Annotated in this window: 16 protein-coding genes and 2 tRNA genes; 16 read left to right on the forward strand and 2 right to left on the reverse strand. The window is 42.9% G+C overall.

The window, feature by feature from the left end:
• Positions 1 to 14 precede the first annotated feature (14 nt).
• Both carB and greA read left to right on the forward strand, forming a co-directional pair.
• Positions 15 to 3,239: a carbamoyl-phosphate synthase large subunit gene (carB, locus tag Q4546_RS04430; protein ID WP_102477158.1), complete on the forward strand. Its 3,225-nt coding sequence runs from the start codon at positions 15 to 17 to the stop codon at positions 3,237 to 3,239.
• Positions 3,240 to 3,516: 277 nt separating this feature from the next.
• Positions 3,517 to 3,993 carry a transcription elongation factor GreA gene (gene greA, locus Q4546_RS04435; protein ID WP_076542843.1) on the forward strand — a complete coding sequence of 159 codons (477 nt, stop codon included), beginning with the start codon at positions 3,517 to 3,519 and terminating at the stop codon, positions 3,991 to 3,993.
• A gap of 131 nt (positions 3,994 to 4,124) precedes the next feature.
• Here the strand turns inward: greA and yhbY are convergent, their stop codons facing one another.
• Positions 4,125 to 4,424: a ribosome assembly RNA-binding protein YhbY gene (yhbY, locus tag Q4546_RS04440; RefSeq protein WP_076542846.1), complete on the reverse strand. Its 300-nt coding sequence runs from the start codon at positions 4,422 to 4,424 to the stop codon at positions 4,125 to 4,127.
• Between the two features lie 90 nt (positions 4,425 to 4,514).
• Between yhbY and rlmE the strand changes: the two genes are divergently transcribed.
• The 14 genes from rlmE (at position 4,515) to rpsO (ending at position 17,868) form a co-directional block, all read left to right on the forward strand.
• Positions 4,515 to 5,144, forward strand: coding sequence for a 23S rRNA (uridine(2552)-2'-O)-methyltransferase RlmE (rlmE, locus tag Q4546_RS04445; protein ID WP_055023704.1), 630 nt, complete (start codon positions 4,515 to 4,517; stop codon positions 5,142 to 5,144).
• Between the two features lie 54 nt (positions 5,145 to 5,198).
• Entirely contained in the window at positions 5,199 to 7,160 is a 1,962-nt protein-coding gene (gene ftsH, locus Q4546_RS04450; RefSeq protein WP_241901040.1) for an ATP-dependent zinc metalloprotease FtsH, read from the forward strand.
• 135 nt (positions 7,161 to 7,295) lie between these two features.
• Complete coding sequence (gene folP, locus Q4546_RS04455) at positions 7,296 to 8,135, forward strand: dihydropteroate synthase (protein ID WP_303445771.1); 840 nt, start codon at positions 7,296 to 7,298, stop codon at positions 8,133 to 8,135.
• A gap of 79 nt (positions 8,136 to 8,214) precedes the next feature.
• Complete coding sequence (gene glmM, locus Q4546_RS04460; protein ID WP_303445772.1) at positions 8,215 to 9,558, forward strand: phosphoglucosamine mutase; 1,344 nt, start codon at positions 8,215 to 8,217, stop codon at positions 9,556 to 9,558.
• Positions 9,559 to 9,709: 151 nt separating this feature from the next.
• Entirely contained in the window at positions 9,710 to 10,492 is a 783-nt protein-coding gene (gene tpiA / locus Q4546_RS04465) for a triose-phosphate isomerase (RefSeq protein ID WP_076542857.1), read from the forward strand.
• A gap of 4 nt (positions 10,493 to 10,496) precedes the next feature.
• Positions 10,497 to 10,820, forward strand: coding sequence for a preprotein translocase subunit SecG (gene secG, locus Q4546_RS04470; protein ID WP_076542859.1), 324 nt, complete (start codon positions 10,497 to 10,499; stop codon positions 10,818 to 10,820).
• A gap of 124 nt (positions 10,821 to 10,944) precedes the next feature.
• Positions 10,945 to 11,030, forward strand: a tRNA-Leu gene (locus tag Q4546_RS04475).
• 74 nt (positions 11,031 to 11,104) lie between these two features.
• Positions 11,105 to 11,181, forward strand: a tRNA-Met gene (locus Q4546_RS04480).
• 170 nt (positions 11,182 to 11,351) lie between these two features.
• A complete protein-coding gene (rimP, locus tag Q4546_RS04485; protein ID WP_076542862.1) occupies positions 11,352 to 11,807 on the forward strand; it encodes a ribosome maturation factor RimP in 456 nt (151 codons plus the stop codon).
• A gap of 29 nt (positions 11,808 to 11,836) precedes the next feature.
• Positions 11,837 to 13,336, forward strand: a complete 1,500-nt coding sequence (nusA, locus tag Q4546_RS04490; protein ID WP_076542863.1) for a transcription termination factor NusA — start codon at positions 11,837 to 11,839, stop codon at positions 13,334 to 13,336.
• Positions 13,337 to 13,361: 25 nt separating this feature from the next.
• Positions 13,362 to 15,992: a translation initiation factor IF-2 gene (gene infB / locus Q4546_RS04495; RefSeq protein WP_303445773.1), complete on the forward strand. Its 2,631-nt coding sequence runs from the start codon at positions 13,362 to 13,364 to the stop codon at positions 15,990 to 15,992.
• Positions 15,993 to 16,051: 59 nt separating this feature from the next.
• Entirely contained in the window at positions 16,052 to 16,477 is a 426-nt protein-coding gene (gene rbfA, locus Q4546_RS04500) for a 30S ribosome-binding factor RbfA (RefSeq protein WP_102439559.1), read from the forward strand.
• Positions 16,477 to 17,421 (forward strand): tRNA pseudouridine(55) synthase TruB, encoded by a 945-nt coding sequence (gene truB / locus Q4546_RS04505; protein WP_303445774.1) that lies wholly within the window; start codon positions 16,477 to 16,479, stop codon positions 17,419 to 17,421. The genes rbfA and truB overlap by 1 nt, the downstream gene beginning before the upstream one ends.
• 177 nt (positions 17,422 to 17,598) lie before the next feature.
• Entirely contained in the window at positions 17,599 to 17,868 is a 270-nt protein-coding gene (gene rpsO / locus Q4546_RS04510; RefSeq protein WP_076542867.1) for a 30S ribosomal protein S15, read from the forward strand.
• Positions 17,869 to 17,981: 113 nt separating this feature from the next.
• Here the strand turns inward: rpsO and Q4546_RS04515 are convergent, their stop codons facing one another.
• On the reverse strand, positions 17,982 to 20,018 hold the full coding sequence (locus tag Q4546_RS04515; protein WP_303445775.1) for a bifunctional diguanylate cyclase/phosphodiesterase: 2,037 nt from the start codon (positions 20,016 to 20,018) through the stop codon (positions 17,982 to 17,984).
• Positions 20,019 to 20,155: the final 137 nt, after the last annotated feature.

A 20,155-nucleotide genomic window follows, 5' to 3' on the forward strand; every position in this document is an offset into this window, starting at 1 on the left:
AGAATAGATAAGCAATGCCAAAACGTACTGATATTAAAAGTATTCTGATCCTAGGCGCTGGCCCAATTGTGATTGGTCAAGCCTGTGAATTTGACTATTCTGGCGCACAAGCGTGTAAAGCGCTGCGTGAAGAAGGTTATCGAGTTATCTTAGTTAACTCTAACCCTGCAACCATTATGACTGATCCAGAAATGGCTGATGCGACATACATCGAGCCAATTCACTGGGAAGTTGTGCGTAACATTATCGCTAAAGAAAAACCTGATGCGATTTTGCCAACTATGGGTGGCCAAACCGCACTTAACTGTGCACTGCAGCTAGAAGCTGAAGGTGTACTAGAAGAGTTTAACGTTGAAATGATTGGCGCGACAGCTGACGCAATTGATAAAGCTGAAGACCGTAGTCGTTTTGATACAGCAATGAAGTCAATTGGACTTGACTGTCCTCGTGCTGGTATTGCCCATACAATGGAAGAAGCTTACGGTGTTTTAGACCAAGTTGGCTTTCCGTGTATTATTCGTCCATCTTTCACCATGGGTGGCAGTGGCGGTGGTATTGCGTATAACAAAGAAGAGTTTGAAGACATTTGTTCTCAAGGCCTTGAGTTATCGCCAACTAGCGAGCTGCTAATCGATGAGTCACTAATCGGTTGGAAAGAGTACGAAATGGAAGTGGTTCGTGACCGCAATGATAACTGCATCATTGTGTGTGCCATTGAAAACTTCGATGCCATGGGCGTGCATACCGGTGATTCAATCACTGTTGCACCAGCGCAAACACTGACCGATAAAGAATACCAATTAATGCGTAACGCTTCTTTAGCGGTACTGCGTGAAATTGGTGTTGAAACCGGTGGTTCAAACGTTCAGTTTGGTATTTGTCCAAACACTGGCCGTATGGTCATTATTGAAATGAACCCGCGTGTTTCTCGCTCTTCTGCGTTAGCTTCTAAAGCAACCGGTTTCCCGATTGCTAAAATCGCCGCGAAATTAGCGGTAGGTTTCACCTTAGACGAGCTAATGAATGATATTACTGGTGGTCGCACCCCAGCATCATTCGAGCCTGCAATTGATTACGTTGTGACTAAAGTGCCGCGCTTTAACTTTGAAAAATTTGCTGGCGCTAATGACCGTTTGACGACGCAAATGAAGTCAGTGGGTGAAGTCATGGCCATTGGCCGTACTTTCCAAGAGTCATTACAAAAAGCATTACGTGGACTTGAAGTTAACCGTAACGGTTTTGACCCGATTGTTGACCTTGCATCGCCTGAAGCAATGCAAACAATTCGTCATGAGTTAAAAGAGCCTGGTTGTGACCGTATTTGGTACATTGCTGATGCCTTCCGCGCTGGTCTAAGTCGTGATGATATCTTCAAGCTAACTAATGTTGATCATTGGTTCTTAGTCCAAATTGAAGATCTTATCGCCCAAGAAGCTAAAGTGGCTGAAGTGGGGATGTCAGGTCTTAACGAAGCCTTCTTACTGCAACTTAAGCGTAAAGGTTTCTCTGATGCACGTTTAGCACACATCTTAGGTGTCAGTGATAGCGAAGTGCGTAAAATTCGTGACCGCTTTGATATGCACCCAGTGTATAAGCGTGTCGATACCTGTGCGGCAGAATTTGCCACAGACACTGCTTACATGTACTCAACTTACGAAGAAGAATGTGAAGCCGCGCCATCAACCCGTGAAAAAATCATGATTCTTGGTGGCGGCCCTAACCGTATTGGTCAAGGTATTGAGTTTGATTACTGTTGTGTTCATGCGGCATTAGCATTGCGTGAAGACGGTTACGAGACCATTATGGTTAACTGTAACCCTGAGACTGTTTCGACCGATTATGACACCTCAGATCGCTTGTACTTTGAGCCAGTGACCTTTGAAGATGTGCTTGAAATCGTTCGTATTGAGAAGCCAAAAGGCGTTATCGTACAGTACGGTGGTCAAACACCGCTAAAACTGGCACGTGAACTAGAAGCGGCAGGTGTACCGATTATTGGTACAAGCCCCGATGCCATTGACCGCGCTGAAGACCGTGAGCGTTTCCAGCAAGCGATTCAACGTCTTGAAATGAAGCAACCTGAAAACGATACCGTAACAACGGTTGAAGGTGCGGTACTTTCTGCTGCCCGTATCGGTTACCCGTTAGTGGTTCGTCCATCTTATGTATTAGGTGGACGCGCAATGGAAATCGTTTATGACGAGCAAGACTTACGTCGCTACTTCAATGAAGCAGTAAGCGTATCTAACTCATCACCAGTATTGCTTGACCGTTTCCTCGATAATGCCATTGAAATCGATATCGATGCAGTTTGTGACGGCGAAATCGTGGTTGTGGGTTCTATCATGGAGCACATTGAACAAGCGGGGGTTCACTCAGGTGACTCAGGTTGTTCGTTGCCGCCATACAGCTTAAGCGAAGATGTTCAAAACCGTATGCGTGAGCAAGTGGCTAAATTAGCCATGGAGCTGGGCGTAATTGGTTTGATGAACGTTCAGTTTGCGGTTAAAGATGACGAAATCTACATGATTGAAGTCAATCCACGTGCTGCGCGTACAGTGCCATTTGTCTCTAAAGCAACCGGTATCCCGCTAGCGAAGATTGCTGCACGTGTAATGGCTGGTCAAAGCTTAGCATCGCAGAACTTCACTAAAGAAGTGATCCCACCATACTTCTCAGTAAAAGAAGTGGTATTGCCGTTTAACAAGTTCCCAGGTGTTGACCCAATGCTTGGCCCTGAAATGCGCTCTACAGGTGAAGTAATGGGTGTGGGTGAAACCTTTGCTGAAGCTTATGCTAAAGCCCAGCTTGGTGCCACAGCTGAAGTACCTAAGTCTGGCCGTGCATTAATTTCTGTGCGTAACAGTGATAAAGCGCGTGTGGCTGAACTTGCAGCTGAACTGATTGAGCTAGGTTATCAAATTGATGCAACTCATGGCACTGCAGTTATTCTAGGTGAAGCAGGTATTAATCCGCGCCTAGTTAACAAGGTACATGAAGGCCGTCCACATATTCTCGACCGTATTAAAAATGGTGAATACACTTACATCATTAATACCACTGAGGGGCGTCAAGCGATTGAAGATTCTCGTCAAATTCGTCGTGGTGCACTGCGTTATAAAGTGAACTACACCACAACATTGAATGCTGCATTTGCTACCTGTATGGCGCATTCAGCAGATGACCGTAATAACGTCAATTCAGTACAAGAATTGCATGAACGAATCGCTAAAAGTTAATAATATTTAATTTAACGTCGATTTGGTTAAAAAGGCTGCAGTCATGCAGCCTTTTTTATTACTATTTTTTGACACTCACTAGTAACTACTCGCAAGCTTATGTAAGCTTAGCTATCATCATTTGCTAGCCCTTCAGCGCGCGAGACTGTTTTGTTGCCACATGTCGCTATAAGTGAATGTGAGCATGACGACTCGACGTTTAATAATATAGATTTTACTGTGTTGATATGCGTGTCGACACGGGGTGCTTTTGTTTTTAAAGGAGACATAAGACATTATGAATACCGTCCCTATGACGATCATCGGAGCTGAACAGCTGCGTAAAGAATTAGATGAATTAAAATTTGTGCGTCGTCCAAGCATTACTGAAGCTATTGCTTCTGCACGTGAATTAGGCGACTTGAAAGAAAATGCTGAATATCATGCAGCCCGTGAAGAACAAGGTATTTGTGAAGCACGTATTCGTGATATTGAAGGCAAGTTATCAAATGCACAAATCATTGATGTGACATCAATGCCAAACAATGGCCGAGTGATTTTTGGCACAACAGTGACCATTGTCAATGTTGATACCGATGCAGAGTCAACTTACCGTATCGTCGGTGATGATGAAGCAAACATTAAAGAAAATCTTATTTCAGTGAATTCACCGATAGCGCGGGGATTAATTGGTAAGAACCTTGATGATGAAGTTGCCATTACCACACCTGGTGGCACCGCAGAATATGAAATTATCGCTGTAGAATACGTTTAATAAGTTACGACTTAAGACTGGTTTGCTATAGCGATAAAAAAACCACTGCATGGCAGTGGTTTTTTTAGGTCATATTCAATACCAGTTAATCAACAATCGACTAATATTAAGTAACCAGATGTTTGACGAAATTATTTTGCTTTTGGAACGGCAATTTTCATTTCAGCAGACTGACGGAAAATAACTAAGGTGTGACCGATAAGCTGTACTTTGGTAGATTGAGTTTCGCGAATAATCGCGTCAACTACAGCATTTTTAAGCTCTCTATCAGAAGAGCCTACTTTCACTTTAATTAGTTCATGATGAGTGAGTGCACTATCAATTTCAGCCAGTACACCTTCGGTCAAACCATTAGCACCAAGCAGCACTACAGGCTTTAAATTATGCGCCAGGCCTTTTAAATGCTGTTTTTGTTTGGTTGTTAAGTTCATTTGTACCAACTTTTTAAATGTTACTGTTGAAAAACGGCTATTCTACCCTTATATAAGCATGATGTAACTCCAAATCGTTACGGAATTTAAATGGCAACGAAGAAACGCTCGGCAAGTTCAAGCCGATGGATGCAAGAACATTTTGATGATCACTATGTAAAACTGTCTCAAAAGCGAGGTTTACGCTCTCGAGCTGCATTCAAGTTGGAAGAAATCCAACAAAAAGACAAATTAATTAAACCTGGTATGACAGTAGTAGACTTAGGCGCAGCGCCTGGCGGTTGGTCTCAAATTGCAGTTAAACTAGTGGGAGAAAAAGGTAAATTAGTCGCATGTGATATTTTACCTATGGATCCCATCGTGGGCGTCGACTTTTTACAGGGCGATTTCCGTGAAGAAAAAGTACTTGATGCTTTACTTGACCGCGTTGGTGAAGATAAAGTTGATGTAGTACTATCAGATATGGCGCCTAATATGAGTGGTTCAGATGGTGTGGATCAACCAAGGGCAATGTATTTAGTAGAATTAGCATTAGATATGTGTCATCAAGTTTTGGCATCTAATGGTAGTTTTGCAGTCAAAGTTTTTCAGGGGGAAGGTTTTGACGAATATATGAAAGCAGTGCGACAAGCTTTTACAACAGTGAAAACACGCAAACCAGATTCATCACGACCACGTTCACGTGAAGTTTATATAGTGGCGACTGGTTACAAGTTATAGTAGTCTAACGATTAATTATCGTGGGTCTTCAAGAGGTCTAACAATTTGAGTGACATGGCAAAAAATTTAATTCTCTGGGTTGTCATCGCCGTCGTGTTGATGTCAGTGTTTCAGGGCTATTCCCCCTCTTCTTCGTCAACGCAGAAGATGGATTATTCCGTATTCTTAGATAGTGTCCGAAACGGCAATATCAATTCGGTAGAAATTAAAAGTGATCAACGTACCATTGAAGGAGTAAGACGCTCTGGAGAGAAGTTCACTACAATCATGCCAATGTATGACCAAGATTTAATCAATGATCTTGATCGTAAAGGGATTTCAATGAAGGGCCAAGAAGCTGAAGAGTCAGGCTTCCTAACCCAAATCTTTATCTCTTGGTTCCCGATGCTGTTATTAATTGGTGTGTGGATATTCTTCATGCGCCAAATGCAAGGTGGTGGCGGTAAAGGCGCGATGTCATTTGGTAAGAGTAAAGCCAAATTGATGAGCGAAGACCAAATAAAAACCACTTTTGGTGATGTTGCAGGTTGTGACGAAGCAAAAGAAGACGTAAAAGAATTGGTTGATTACCTAAAAGAGCCAACCCGTTTCCAAAAGCTTGGTGGCCGCATTCCTACCGGTGTTCTTTTAGTTGGCCCACCGGGTACGGGTAAAACCTTACTTGCAAAAGCCATTGCTGGTGAAGCTAAAGTTCCGTTTTTCACTATTTCTGGTTCTGACTTTGTTGAAATGTTTGTCGGTGTCGGTGCATCACGTGTACGTGACATGTTTGAGCAAGCTAAAAAGTCTGCACCATGTATCATCTTTATCGATGAAATTGATGCTGTAGGTCGCCAACGTGGCGCTGGTGTTGGTGGAGGTCACGATGAGCGTGAGCAAACCTTGAACCAAATGCTGGTTGAAATGGATGGTTTTGAAGGTAACGAAGGTATTATTGTTATTGCTGCGACCAACAGACCAGATGTGTTGGATGCTGCATTGCTACGTCCAGGTCGTTTTGACCGTCAAGTGGTTGTTGGCTTACCGGATGTTCGTGGTCGTGAACAAATTTTAAAAGTTCATATGCGTAAAGTACCGTTAGCAGATGGTGTCAAAGCCAGCGTTATTGCTCGTGGTACCCCAGGGTTCTCAGGTGCTGATTTAGCAAACTTGGTGAATGAAGCTGCGCTATTTGCTGCTCGGGGTAATCGCCGCGTAGTGAGCATGGAAGAGTTTGAAAGTGCTAAAGACAAAATCATGATGGGTGCTGAGCGCCGCACGATGGTGATGTCTGAAGATGAAAAAGAAATGACCGCATACCATGAAGCAGGTCATGCGATTGTTGGTTGTTTAGTGCCTGAGCATGATCCTGTGCATAAGGTTACTATTATTCCACGCGGCCGTGCATTAGGTGTGACTTTCTTCTTACCTGAAGCTGATGCAATTAGTCAAAGTCGCCGTAAACTTGAAAGCCAAATTTCAGTTGCCTACGGCGGACGTTTAGCGGAAGAGATGATCTACGGTACAGAGCGCGTATCGACAGGTGCTTCACAAGACATTAAATATGCAACGTCAATTGCACGCAACATGGTGACCCAGTGGGGCTTCTCTGAAAAATTAGGCCCGGTACTTTATGCTGAAGATGAAAACGAAGTATTCCTTGGACGCAGTATGGGTAAAACCCAACATATGTCCGACGATACCGCCCGTATCATCGATGCCGAAGTAAAACACTTAATTGATTCAAATTACGATCGTGCGCATACTTACTTAAATGACAACATGGATATCCTCCATGCCATGAAAGATGCGTTAATGAAATTTGAAACCATCGATGCCGATCAAATTGATGATTTAATGAATCGTCGCGAAGTTCGTCAGCCAGCCGATTGGGATGCTGATGACTCAATTGATGATAAAGATAAAGGCACGCCTGCAAACACGACAGAGACTAAAGCTGACTCTGAAGCTGCAGACGCAGATAAAGCAGATGATAAATCAGAATCGACACCAGATACTGATGCGCCTGCTAAATAACGCTGAGTTAAATTAACGTAAAAAACCCCGAAAGGGGTTTTTTTATATTTATTGCTTTGTGAACAAAAGTATTTTAATTCAGCTAATAGAGTTAAATATTATCTAACTCATTAAATTGAGTATAAGTGAGGTTGTGTGTTTGAACTTAAATCGGGAGATAAAACCCTCTCGCTAGCCAGTCCGATTGTTATGGCTATCATTAATGTAACCCCAGATTCTTTTTCTGATGGCGGTCAACATGCCACGTTTGAAAGTGCTTGTCAGCAAGTTGATAAAGTCATCAGTCAAGGGGCTAAAATAGTTGATATTGGCGGCGAGTCAACCAGACCAGGTGCTATAGCAGTTACTTTAGAAGAAGAGCTCGCTAGAGTTATTCCTGTCATCGAATATACTGCCCAAAACCATGATGTGTGGATTTCAATCGATACCAGTAAGCCGCAAGTCATGGAAAAAGCAGTTTCTGCTGGCGCCCATATTATTAATGATGTTCGTGCGCTACAAGAGCCCGGCGCGCTGGCAATGGCAACTATGCTCGATGTGCCCGTATGTTTAATGCATATGCAAGGGCAACCAAAAGATATGCAAGACTCACCAGAATACGACGATGTTATCCAACAAGTTAATGACTTTTTGTCGCTAAGGGTAGATTATTGTTTAGCAGCAGGTATGTCTCGAGAAAATATCATTTTAGATCCAGGCTTTGGCTTTGGTAAAACCCTTGAGCATAATTATCAGCTGTTAGCCAAGTTACCTGAACTACATAGTTTGCATTTTCCCGTGCTGGTAGGTTTATCAAGAAAAAGCATGATCGGGGATTTATTACAGCGTGATATTAATAATCGCTTAGCGGGTAGTCTTGCTGGGGCGATGATTGCGGCGCAGCAAGGGGCGCAAATTATACGGGTACATGATGTTGAAGAAACCGTGGATGCACTCACTGTGATGTCAGCGACAATGGCAAGTTTACATAACTAACCTTTTCAGTCATTTTAAACATGCATTTTTTGCCTAGGTTACGTTATCAAGTGGTATGAATTCACTTTGAGAGGTACACATGCTGCAAAGACAACTTTTTGGAACTGATGGTATTAGGGGCAAGGTCGGCGCGGGTAAAATGACCCCCGAGCTTGCTCTTAAGCTTGGCTGGGCAGCGGGAAGGGTGCTTTCACGCAGTGGCACCAAGAAAGTGATTATCGGTAAAGACACACGGATTTCGGGTTACCTGTTTGAATCCGTACTGGAAGCCGGCTTATCTGCCGCTGGCTTAAATGTATTATTGGTTGGGCCTATGCCGACGCCAGCTATTGCTTATTTAACCCGAACTTTTAGGGCCGAAGCTGGCATTGTTATTAGTGCCTCCCATAATCCCTATTACGATAATGGTATTAAGTTTTTTTCAGCTGACGGCAGTAAGTTAGATGATGCGCTTGAATTAGAAATAGAGCATGAACTTACCAAAGACTTAGTTTGTGTTGAGTCTCATTTATTGGGCAAAGCGGCAAGAATTGATGATGCAGCAGGGCGCTACATTGAATATTGTAAAGGTCATTTCCCTGCTGAGCTGACTTTAGCTGGGCTTAAAATTGTGGTTGATTGCGCTCACGGCGCAACATATCACATTGCTCCTAGTGTTTTTAAAGAGCTTGGCGCAGAAGTGATCACCATTGGTGATAAACCTAATGGATTAAATATAAATGACAATGTTGGCGCGACATCCATGGCGTCAATATGCGAGCAAGTGCTGCTAGAACAGGCTGATGTCGGCATTGCCTTAGATGGCGATGGTGATAGGATCATGATGGTGGATCACCAAGGTAATGTGATTGATGGCGATCAAATTCTTTATGTGCTTGCCGCTAATGCGCTTAATAATGGCACTTTGAAGGGCGGGGTTGTTGGCACCTTGATGTCAAATCTAGGCTTGGAGTTAGCGCTTAAGAGATTGAATATCCCCTTTATGCGCTCAAAAGTAGGTGACCGTTATGTCATGGCGTTGATGCGTCAACACCACTGGCGTATTGGCGGCGAAAGCTCTGGACATATACTCGATTTAGATCACGGCACGACAGGGGACGGTATCGTGGCGGGAATTTTAGTGTTAGCGGCAATGCAGCAGCAACAATTACCGTTAGCACAGTTGGTTAAACCGCTAAAAATGTTGCCTCAAGTATTAATTAATGTCACTTTTAATAGTGAGACTGATCCATTATCAGCGTCAGCGGTCATCACTACCCTGCAGCATGTAGAGCAGCTATTAGGTAAAACCGGTCGAGTTTTACTTAGAAAATCCGGCACTGAGCCCTTAATAAGGGTGATGGTTGAAGGTGAAGATGTGGCATTGGTCACATCTTTTGCACAACAGATTGCTGATGCAGTGCAACGCGTTAGTAAATCCTAAATGTTATATATTAATTGTTTATTTATTAATACTTAATCGTACCGAGTAAAAAAACAACACTCTGACACGTTATAGTAATTATTCCTAACTTAGGTATTGTAACTTGTTTGGTGGTTCGTTATTATTCACGCCGCTTTGAAAGGAGACAGTAATGGCACTCAGACGTCCTATGGTAGCTGGCAACTGGAAAATGAATGGCAGTTCGGCTTTAGCCCAAGAGTTATTCAGCAAGTTCGCTACAAAGCTCCAAAATGATTCTGCTGAAGTAGTTTTGTGTCCACCTTCAATTTACCTTGAAAGTGTAAGACAACTACTTGAAGCAAATAAGCAAACCTTAGATGGCGCGCTTGTAAGAATGGGCGCACAAAACCTTAGTCAGCATGACTTTGGAGCCTACACTGGTGAAGTTTCCGGTAAAATGCTAAAAGATTCAGGATGTCGATATGTGATTATCGGCCATTCCGAACGCCGTCGTATGTATGGCGAAACAAGTAATATCGTTGCAGAGAAATTTGCTGCAGCACAGAAACATGGTTTAACGCCGATTCTTTGTGTTGGTGAATCTGGTCCAGCTCGTGAAGCAAGACGTACTTTTGAAGTGATTGCCGAAGAGTTAGACATTGTGATTGAAAAGAATGGCACCATGGCTTTTGATAATGCCATTATTGCTTACGAGCCTTTATGGGCTGTAGGTACTGGTAAGAGTGCAACTCCAGAGCAGGCACAAGAAGTCCATGCGTTTATTCGTCAAAGACTTTCTGAAGTGTCGCCGTTCATCGGAGAAAATATTCGTATTTTGTACGGTGGTAGTGTTACGCCTTCAAATGCAGCCGATATTTTTGCACAGCCAGATGTTGATGGTGGACTGATTGGCGGTGCTAGCTTAAACTCTAGCGAGTTTTTAAGTTTATGTTCCATAGCGATGAGCGCTTAATATTATGTATGAAGTTTTAATTGTAGTTTACTTGGTTGTTGCGATTGGTCTTGTTGGCCTAATCCTTCTTCAGCAAGGTAAAGGTGCTGATATGGGGTCTTCTTTTGGTGCTGGTGCATCAGGAACTCTATTTGGCTCAGGCGGTTCAGGTAATTTCCTGACACGTAGCACAGCTGTGCTAGCGATTGGTTTTTTCACTTTAAGCCTAGTATTAGGTAACTTAAGTGCTAACCATTCAAAGCAAGATGATGCATGGAATGATTTAGGTTCTGCAGTAGAGCAAGTTGAACAAGCTCCTACTCAAACTGAAACAAAGATTCCAGACTAAACAACAAATTGAGGCAACATAGTTTGTTGCTTCCATTAAGTCTTGTCTCTATTAGCTAAGTTAAGTTTCCCTCTCTCAAACTTAACCTCAGATTAGCTAATAGAAAATAGTAACAGTTACATATGCGGATGTGGCGGAATTGGTAGACGCGCCATCTTGAGGGGGTGGTGAGCTATGCTCGTGTGGGTTCAAGTCCCACCATCCGCACCAAATTTGATTAATCAAAGTTAATTGGATTAATCATTGCAAGAGAAGACGTAAGTTAATATAATTGCGCAAGTTGACGCGGGGTGGAGCAGTTTGGTAGCTCGTCGGGCTCATAACCCGAAGGTCGTCGGTTCAAATCCGGCCCCCGCAACCAGCTTATTGTCGATTGATTTTACGAAATTGCGTAAAACATTCTTCAATTAAAAGGTTCTATATTAAGACCTCGTCATTACGGGGTTTTTTGTTATATGGAGCTTGGTAACTCCGTGATTATACGGACTTTTTTGGGGCTTATGCCCTTTTTTTCGTTTTTGGGGGTCATTTTTGGCAACATTAGAAACTAAACTGACAGAAATGCTGACAGTACCTGTTGAGGCTATTGGTTTTCAACTTTGGGGTATTGAGTTTGTCCATGCTGGGCGTCATTCAATATTACGTGTATTTATTGATGGTGAAAGTGGTGTCAATATCGAAGATTGTGCCGAAGCCAGCCGTCAAGTTAGTGCTGTTCTAGATGTTGAAGACCCAATCTCGACAGAATACACATTAGAAGTTTCTTCGCCTGGGGTTGATAGACCTTTATTTACTGCAGCGCAATACGCTGCATATATTGGCGAAGATGCAAAAGTACAATTGACGATGCCAGTAGCGGGTAGTCGTAATTTAAAAGGTGTCATCACGGCAATCGAAGGGCAAATGCTAACGATAAACGTAGATGGTGAAGATTTGATAGTGGCTTTAGATAATGTACGCAAAGGCAACATTATTGCGAAGTTTTGATAGTTTCAAGGTGAACGAGGCAAGACATAATGAATAAAGAGATTCTGCTAGTCGCAGAGGCGGTATCAAATGAAAAAGCCGTCCCGCGTGAAAAAATATTCGAAGCGCTAGAAATTGCTCTAGCCACTGCAACTAAGAAAAAGTATGAAGGCGAAATTGAAGTTCGCGTTGCTATCGACCGTAAAACTGGCCACTACGACACTTTCCGTCGTTGGATGGTTGTCGATGATCAAGGTGAAGCTTTAGAAAACCCTTACAGCGAAATCACACTTGAAGCTGCGCGATATGAAAATCCAGAAATTCAACCTGGTGAGTTCATCGAAGATGAAATCGATTCAGTTGTGTTTGACCGTATTACGACGCAAACCGCGAAGCAAGTTATCGTACAAAAAGTACGTGAAGCTGAACGCGCTCAAATCGTTGAACAGTTCATTGAACGTGAAGGCGAGATTGTTACTGGTGTCGTTAAGAAAAGCACCCGTGAAAGCGTTGTTGTTGATCTAGGTAATAATGCTGATGGTGTTATTTACAAAGAAGACATCATTAGCCGTGAATCATTCCGTCCTGGTGACCGTGTACGTGCTTTACTTTATGCAGTTCGCCCAGAAGCTCGCGGTGCGCAGTTATTTTTAACGCGTAGCAAGCCTGAAATGATCATTGAGTTATTCAGAGTAGAAGTACCTGAAATCTTAGATGAAGTGATTGAAATCATGGGTGCAGCACGTGACCCAGGCGCTCGCGCTAAAATCGCCGTGAAAACCAATGACAAACGTATCGATCCTATCGGTGCTTGTGTTGGTATGCGTGGCGCACGTGTTCAAGCTGTTTCAAATGAGTTAAGTGGTGAGCGTGTTGATATCGTTATGTGGGATGACAATCCAGCACAATACGTTATTAACGCAATGGCACCTGCTGATGTTGCTTCAATTATTGTTGATGAAGACAACCACTCAATGGACATTGCTGTTGAAGCAGACAGCCTAGCACAAGCGATTGGTCGTAATGGTCAAAACGTACGTTTAGCGACTCAGTTAACAGGCTGGGAATTAAACGTAATGACTGTTGAAGACCTTAACAAGAAGCATCAGGCTGAAAGCGCTAAAATCGTTAACTTATTTGTTGAAACACTTGAAGTTGACGAAGATTTTGCAACAGTACTTGCAGAAGAAGGCTTTACGTCTTTAGAAGAAATTGTTTACGTACCTGAAACAGAATTATTAGACATTGATGGTTTTGACGAAGACATCGTAACTGCGCTACGCGAACGTGCAAAAGCGGCGATTTCAACTAGAGCATTAGCGTCAGAAGAAGCACTTGATGGTGCTGAACCGGCTGCAGATTTATTAGCGTTAGATGGTTTAGAAAAGCATTTAGCATATGTTCTTGCAAGTAAGGGTGTAATTACCTTAGAAGACTTAGCGGAACAAGGCATTGACGATTTAATTGATATTGAAGAATTGACAGAAGAAAAAGCAGGTGAGCTCATCATGGCTGCCCGTAATATCTGTTGGTTTGGCGAAGAAGCATAAGTCGATCAACAGGGGGATTTAATTGATGGCAGATACAAGTATAGATAAATTGGCCGCGGAAGTGGGCAAAAATGTAGACAGACTGATTGAACAGTTTGCCGACGCAGGGATCAAGAAAACCAAAGCTGATTCAGTTTCAGAAACTGAAAAGCAAACATTGCTTGATCACTTGAAAAAGCAACACGGTGGCGATCAAGCGCCGCAAAAAATGACATTACAACGCAAAACCGTTTCAACACTCAGTGTTAATGCCGGTGGCGGGCAATCTAAAGACGTTAAAGTTGAAGTACGTAAAAAACGTACTTTTGTTAAACGTGACGATAGCGATGCAGCGAAAGAAGCTGAACTAGCAGCGCAAAAGCAGCAAGAAGCAGAAGCTGCGGCGAAAGCTGCTGCAGAAGCTAAGGCTAAAGCGGACGCAGAAGCGAAAGCGAAAAAAGATGCAGAAGCTAAAGCGAAGAAAGAAGCTGAAGCGGCTAAAGCCAAAGCAGCTAAAGCTGAAGATCCTGAGTCTGCTGCTGCGCAAGTAGAAGCTGATCGCCTTAAAGCGGTTCAAGAAGCGACATTAAAGAAAAAGCAAGAAGAAGAAGCGGCATTAGCTGCTGAAACTGCTCGCAAGTTAGCTGAAGAAAACTCAAAGCGTTGGGCTGAAGAAGAGCGTCAACGTATTGAAGCTGAAAAGAACGGTGATCACCATGTGACTACCTCTAAAGCGGCGCGTGCTGCTGAAGATACTTCAGATGCTAACGATGAAAAACGTGGCCGTCGTGCACGTAACAAGAATGCTAACAAGAAACGTGGTGGCAAAGGCGGTCGTGATAACCGTAGCAATGCTGCACGTAACAAGAGCACTGCTCCTGAATCTATGGCACATGGTTTCAACAAACCTGTTGCTGTGGTTAAAGGCGAAGTACGTATCGGTGAAACAGTATCTGTTGCTGAACTTGCTCAACGTATGTCTCTTAAAGCCACTGAAATCATCAAGCAGATGATGAAAATGGGCTCTATGGTTACCATTAACCAAATCTTAGACCAAGAAACAGCACAAATGGTTGCTGAAGAAATGGGTCATAAGGTTATTCTTCTTCGTGAAAACGAATTAGAGCATCAAGTACTTGGTGATCGTGATGAAGAAAATGTGGTACTAGAGACTCGTGCTCCAGTCGTTACCATCATGGGTCACGTTGACCACGGTAAGACTTCATTACTTGATTACATTCGTCGTGCCAAAGTTGCTGACGGTGAAGCCGGTGGTATTACCCAGCATATTGGTGCATACCATGTAGAAACTGAAAATGGCATGATCACTTTCTTAGATACTCCTGGTCACGCGGCGTTTACGTCAATGCGTGCTCGTGGTGCTAAAGCAACTGATATTGTTATTTTGGTTGTGGCTGCAGACGATGGTGCTATGCCGCAAACTATCGAAGCGATTCAACATGCTAAAGCTGGTAACGTGCCGTTAATCGTTGCAGTGAACAAAATGGATAAGCCAGAAGCTGACCCAGAGCGTGTTAAGAGTGAATTAGCTCAACACGGTGTTATGTCTGAAGATTGGGGCGGCGAACACATGTTCGTAAACGTTTCGGCTAAAGCGGGTACCGGTATTGACGAATTACTTGAAGGCATTTTACTTCAGTCTGAAGTATTAGAGCTTAAAGCTGACCGTTCAGGTATGGCTGCTGGTGTTGTTATTGAATCTAAATTGGATAAAGGTCGTGGCCCAGTTGCTACTGTACTTGTTCAAGAAGGTACTTTACGCCAAGGCGATATCGTTCTATGTGGTCTTGAGTACGGTAAAATCCGTGCAATGAAAGACGAGAACGGTAAAGCAATTACTGAAGCTGGTCCATCAATCCCTGTAGAGATCTTAGGTCTTTCAGGTGTACCTTCAGCTGGTGATGAAGCAACAGTTGTTCGTGATGAGCGTAAAGCACGTGAAGTTGCACTTTATCGTCAAGGTAAATTCCGTGATGTTAAACTAGCACGTCAGCAAAAATCTAAGCTTGAAAACATGTTCGCGAACATGACCGAAGGCGAAGTGCAAGAACTTAACATCGTTCTTAAAGCAGACGTTCAAGGCTCACTTGAAGCAATTTGTGAATCATTAGCTAAACTGTCTACTGATGAAGTTAAAGTTAATATCATCGCTCGTGGCGTTGGTGCATTAACTGAAACAGATGCTACGCTAGCTGCAGCTTCAAATGCCATCATGGTTGGTTTCAACGTGCGTGCTGATGCACAAGCGCGTAAGACTATCGATTCTGAAAGTGTTGATTTACGCTACTACAGCGTTATCTACGACTTGATTGATGAAGTTAAAGCGGCGATGACGGGCATGCTTGCTCCTGAATTCAAGCAACAAATCATTGGTCTGGCAGAAGTTCGTGATGTATTTAAGTCGCCTAAGATTGGTGCAATTGCCGGTTGTATGGTTACCGAAGGTACCATCAAGCGTAGCGCTCCTATCCGTGTACTACGTGACAACGTGGTTATCTACGAAGGTGAGCTAGAATCATTACGACGCTTTAAAGATGACGTTGCTGATGTTCGTAACGGCATGGAATGTGGTATCGGTGTGAAGAACTACAATGACGTCCGAGTGGGCGATCAGATTGAAGTCTTCGAGACGGTCGAAGTGGCCCGAACGCTGTAACACAGAAAGGGCGGCGTAAGCCGCCTTTTTTATTTATATAAGGCTATGGTAACAATATTATGGCAAAAGAATTTAGTCGTACTCGTCGAATCGCGCAGCAGCTGCAACAAGAGCTTGCTATGGTGTTACAGCGCGATATGAAAGACCCTCGCATCGGTTTTGTTACAGTAAACGATGTTGATGTGTCACGAGATTTAAGCTACGCAAAAGTATTTGTGACCTTCTTTGAAGAAGATCGTGAATTAGTCGATCAAAAAGTCGAAGCACTTGCTGCAGCAGCTCCTTACATCAGAACACTAATTGCTGGCCGCATGAAGCTACGTGTTATGCCTGAACTACGTTTTGTCTATGACAGTTCATTAGTTGAAGGTATGCGTATGTCTAACTTAGTAAGCCAAGTGATTACGAGTGATAAGGCAAAGCAAGAAAAGTTTGGTTCTGAAGAATCAACTGACGCTGAAGAAAATACAGAAGGAAAAGACTAATGGCTCGTCGTCGCAAAGGGCGTTTTATTGATGGCATCGTGCTATTAGATAAAGGAACTGGCATCAGTTCTAACCATGCTTTGCAACGTGTCAAACGTCTTTACCAAGCTAACAAAGCCGGCCATACTGGCGCTTTGGATCCATTGGCAACCGGGATGCTACCTATTTGTTTAGGTGAAGCAACCAAGTTTTCTCAACATTTACTTGATGCTGATAAGCGTTATTTAGTGACGGCCAAGTTAGGTGAAAGAACTGATACCAGTGATTCTGACGGTGAAGTTGTGCAGATAAGACCTGTCAATTTTACCCAAGAAAAGCTTGAAGTGTCACTTGAACACTTTCGTGGTAAAACCATGCAAGTTCCTTCTATGTATTCGGCATTAAAGTATCAAGGTCAGCCTTTATACAAATATGCACGTGAAGGCATTGAAGTCCCCCGTGAAGCCCGACCAATTAATGTGCTTGAGTTGCTATACGTCGGCTTAGAAGGTGATGAGTTAACCTTAGACATTCATTGTTCTAAAGGTACTTATATTCGCACCATCGTTGATGATTTAGGGGAAATGCTAGGCTGTGGGGCTCATGTCATTATGCTTAGACGTACTCAAGTTGCTGACTATCCATATGAAAAAATGGTGACCTTAGAGCAATTGATGGCGATGGTAGATGAGGCTGAAAAGTCTGAAATACCTTCAAGTGATGTATTAGACCCATTACTATTACCAATGGATACCGCGGTCGCGAACTTTGCTGAAGTAAATTTACCTGAGACCAGTGCTCAGTATATTTTACAAGGCCAACCTGTTCAGGCTGAAGGTGTGCTAGATGATCAACTTCTACGGATCACTTTAGGTGAGTCAAGAAAGTTTATTGGCATTGGCTTTAAAAATGATGATGGCTTACTCGCACCCAAAAGATTAGTGGTTGACCACAGTCAAGAGTAGTGGCTCTAACTTGTTAGTTTAATCTATATCAATCTGTATATTTTACTGTGGCAAGATTGCCGCAGTCGGATATGCAGATTTTTTATTGCGGTAAGCTGCGCTTTCGGTTAATATATCGCGCCCTCAGGCTGAGTTAGTGATCGGCTTGAGATAATTTAATTTTTTCTGGAGATATTTATGTCACTAAGTAATGAACAAAAAGCTAAAATCGTAGCTGAATTCGCACGTTGTGAAAACGACACTGGTTCAACTGAAGTACAAGTAGCTTTATTGACTGCACAGATTAACCATCTACAAGGTCATTTCAAAGAGCACATCCATGATCACCATTCACGTCGTGGTCTACTACGTATGGTTAGCGCACGTCGTAAGCTTACTGCTTACCTTAAGCGTACTGACGTAGCTCGTTATACTGCTCTAATCCAGAAGTTAGGTTTACGTCGTTAATAATGACGTTTAATTTGCTTATTGCTTGCGGTAAGTAGATCAAACCGTAAAAAAGGAGGCTATGCCTCCTTTTTTATTGGCTAAAATAAATGTAGTTTAAGTAGCATTCTTGTTTACGCCTGCTCTACCTTTACCTGCTGCTCACCAAAATAGCGCGCTTCAAACTCGTCTTGTGGTAAAGGTTTACTAAATAGAAACCCCTGACCAACTTGGCAATGATGTTGTTGTAGCCATGCCAGCTGCGCTTGGTTTTCAATCCCTTCTGCAACAATATCCAGATTTAGCTGTTGCCCTAGCATTAGAATAGTGGAGGCGATGGCGCCATCATGGGGTAAGTCAGAGACAAAGCAGCGGTCGATTTTCATTGTGGTAATAGGCAAACGGCGTAAATAAGACAAAGATGAATAGCCGGTACCAAAATCATCCACGGCAATACCAAAACCGGCACTTTTAAGTTGTTCGAGTTTAGCGATGGCTTGAGTGATATCATTCATCAGTGATGTTTCGGTTATTTCGATTTCCAATAACTCGGGGCGAATTTGATAACGTAGCGCCAATTGTTTGATATCGGATACCAAGCTTGCATCAGCAAACTGCTGTGAAGCGACATTTACCGCAATGGGAATGACGCGATTGTATTTTTTCTCCCACTCACGGAGCAGCTTACAACTTTGTTCAATAACCCATCTGCCGATGGGAATGATAATGCCAGTTTCTTCAGCGATAGGAATAAACGCCATGGGTGGCACAAGTTTGCCGTCTTTTTGCCAGCGGATTAAGGCTTCACAGCCGACAATTTCATTAGTTTTAAGATCTAATTTGGGCTGAAAATAAACCCTAAATTCATTTCGCTTAAGCGCATTGTGTAAAGAGGCCTCGGTTTTTAATCTAAGTGCGGCATGTTCGGTCATTTGCTGCTTGAAAAAGGCCCACTGGTTTGAACCCGCAGCTTTAGCGCTATACATGGCAATATCGGCGTGCCGGATAAGATCCTCAGCGCCTTGGCCATCTTCAGGGTATATCGCAATACCAATCGAGGCCGCAGGGTGAATCGTATGCTCATTCAGCTGTATTGGCATATTGAGTTGCTTTAACAGCTGTTCAACGAAATCAGCGGCGTGTTGCGGGGTTTTTATATCATCTGCAACGATAACAAACTCATCACCTCCTAGGCGGGCCACGCTGCCTTTATCAGCGATGCCCGATTCTAAAATTCGGGCTATTCTTACAAGGAATTGATCACCGATAGTATGCCCTAAAGAGTCATTTACATTTTTAAATCTATCGAGGTCAATAAATAACAGTGCGAATTGGCGTTTGTGAACGCGCGCACGTTGTATGGTGACACTTAATGTTTCAAGTAATAGGGTTCTATTGGGCAAATTAGTGAGAGGATCTCGGGTGGCCATTTTTCGTAATTTGTTTTGAGCCTGACTGAACTGCAATAAGATTTGATTTAATTTTGTGGAGACAAGTCCAAGCTCGTCATCTTTATGGGCACAGGTTATGGGAATGAGGTTTTCATCCGGTAATTCAGGATCAATGTTATCAATGGCTTCGCTGATCTGCGCGATTGGCTGAGTGAGGAATCGGTGAAACACAATCGTGAGCACTAAAGTGAGCAATAAGGCTCTGGCTAAGGTGGCGATAAAACTTAACTGAAGTCGGTTAAACAAATTATTGGTCATTGCTTGAATATCGTAATGGATAGATAAGGTGCCAATTTGTTGCTGTTTTTTATCGCCCTCAAAATAGTGCGGTCGATACAAAGGTCGTGAGATTTCCTTTAACTCATCAAAGAGCAAGTAACTCAAACTGTCATAGTAAGTTGGATATCGTTTGGCCTGATGACTTGCTTCAACATACAAGGAATTGTCATCTAAGGTGATGATAGCAGAACGAATATCATCAATTTTTACAATACCTTCTAAGTTTTGCTGGGTCTGTTTGTCATCTAAAGCCCACACCACATTAGATATGGTTTGTTCAACAGAATTGACGAGTTCTTGCTGGGAGGCCTGGATTTGCTGTTTGGTGGTAATAACAACCAGTGCAAGCTCGACAATAAAAATAGCAATAGCAAAAAATAATGCTGTGAACACCACTAAATTTGTTTGCTTCCATGTCAAAGACTTAAACTGTGGCGGCATTATTTTATTTCCATTTGCAATAACGTTGAGCTTACTTTTGTTGGCGGGCTAACAAAATCTTAAATTACCTAAAAAACCTGCTTGTTATTGTTAGGTATTTTCTACTTTTCACTGTAGATAAATTTGTTCAAAAAGTC

The sequence above is a fragment of the Shewanella sp. 4_MG-2023 genome, assembly GCF_030548015.1.
Classification (GTDB): domain Bacteria; phylum Pseudomonadota; class Gammaproteobacteria; order Enterobacterales; family Shewanellaceae; genus Shewanella.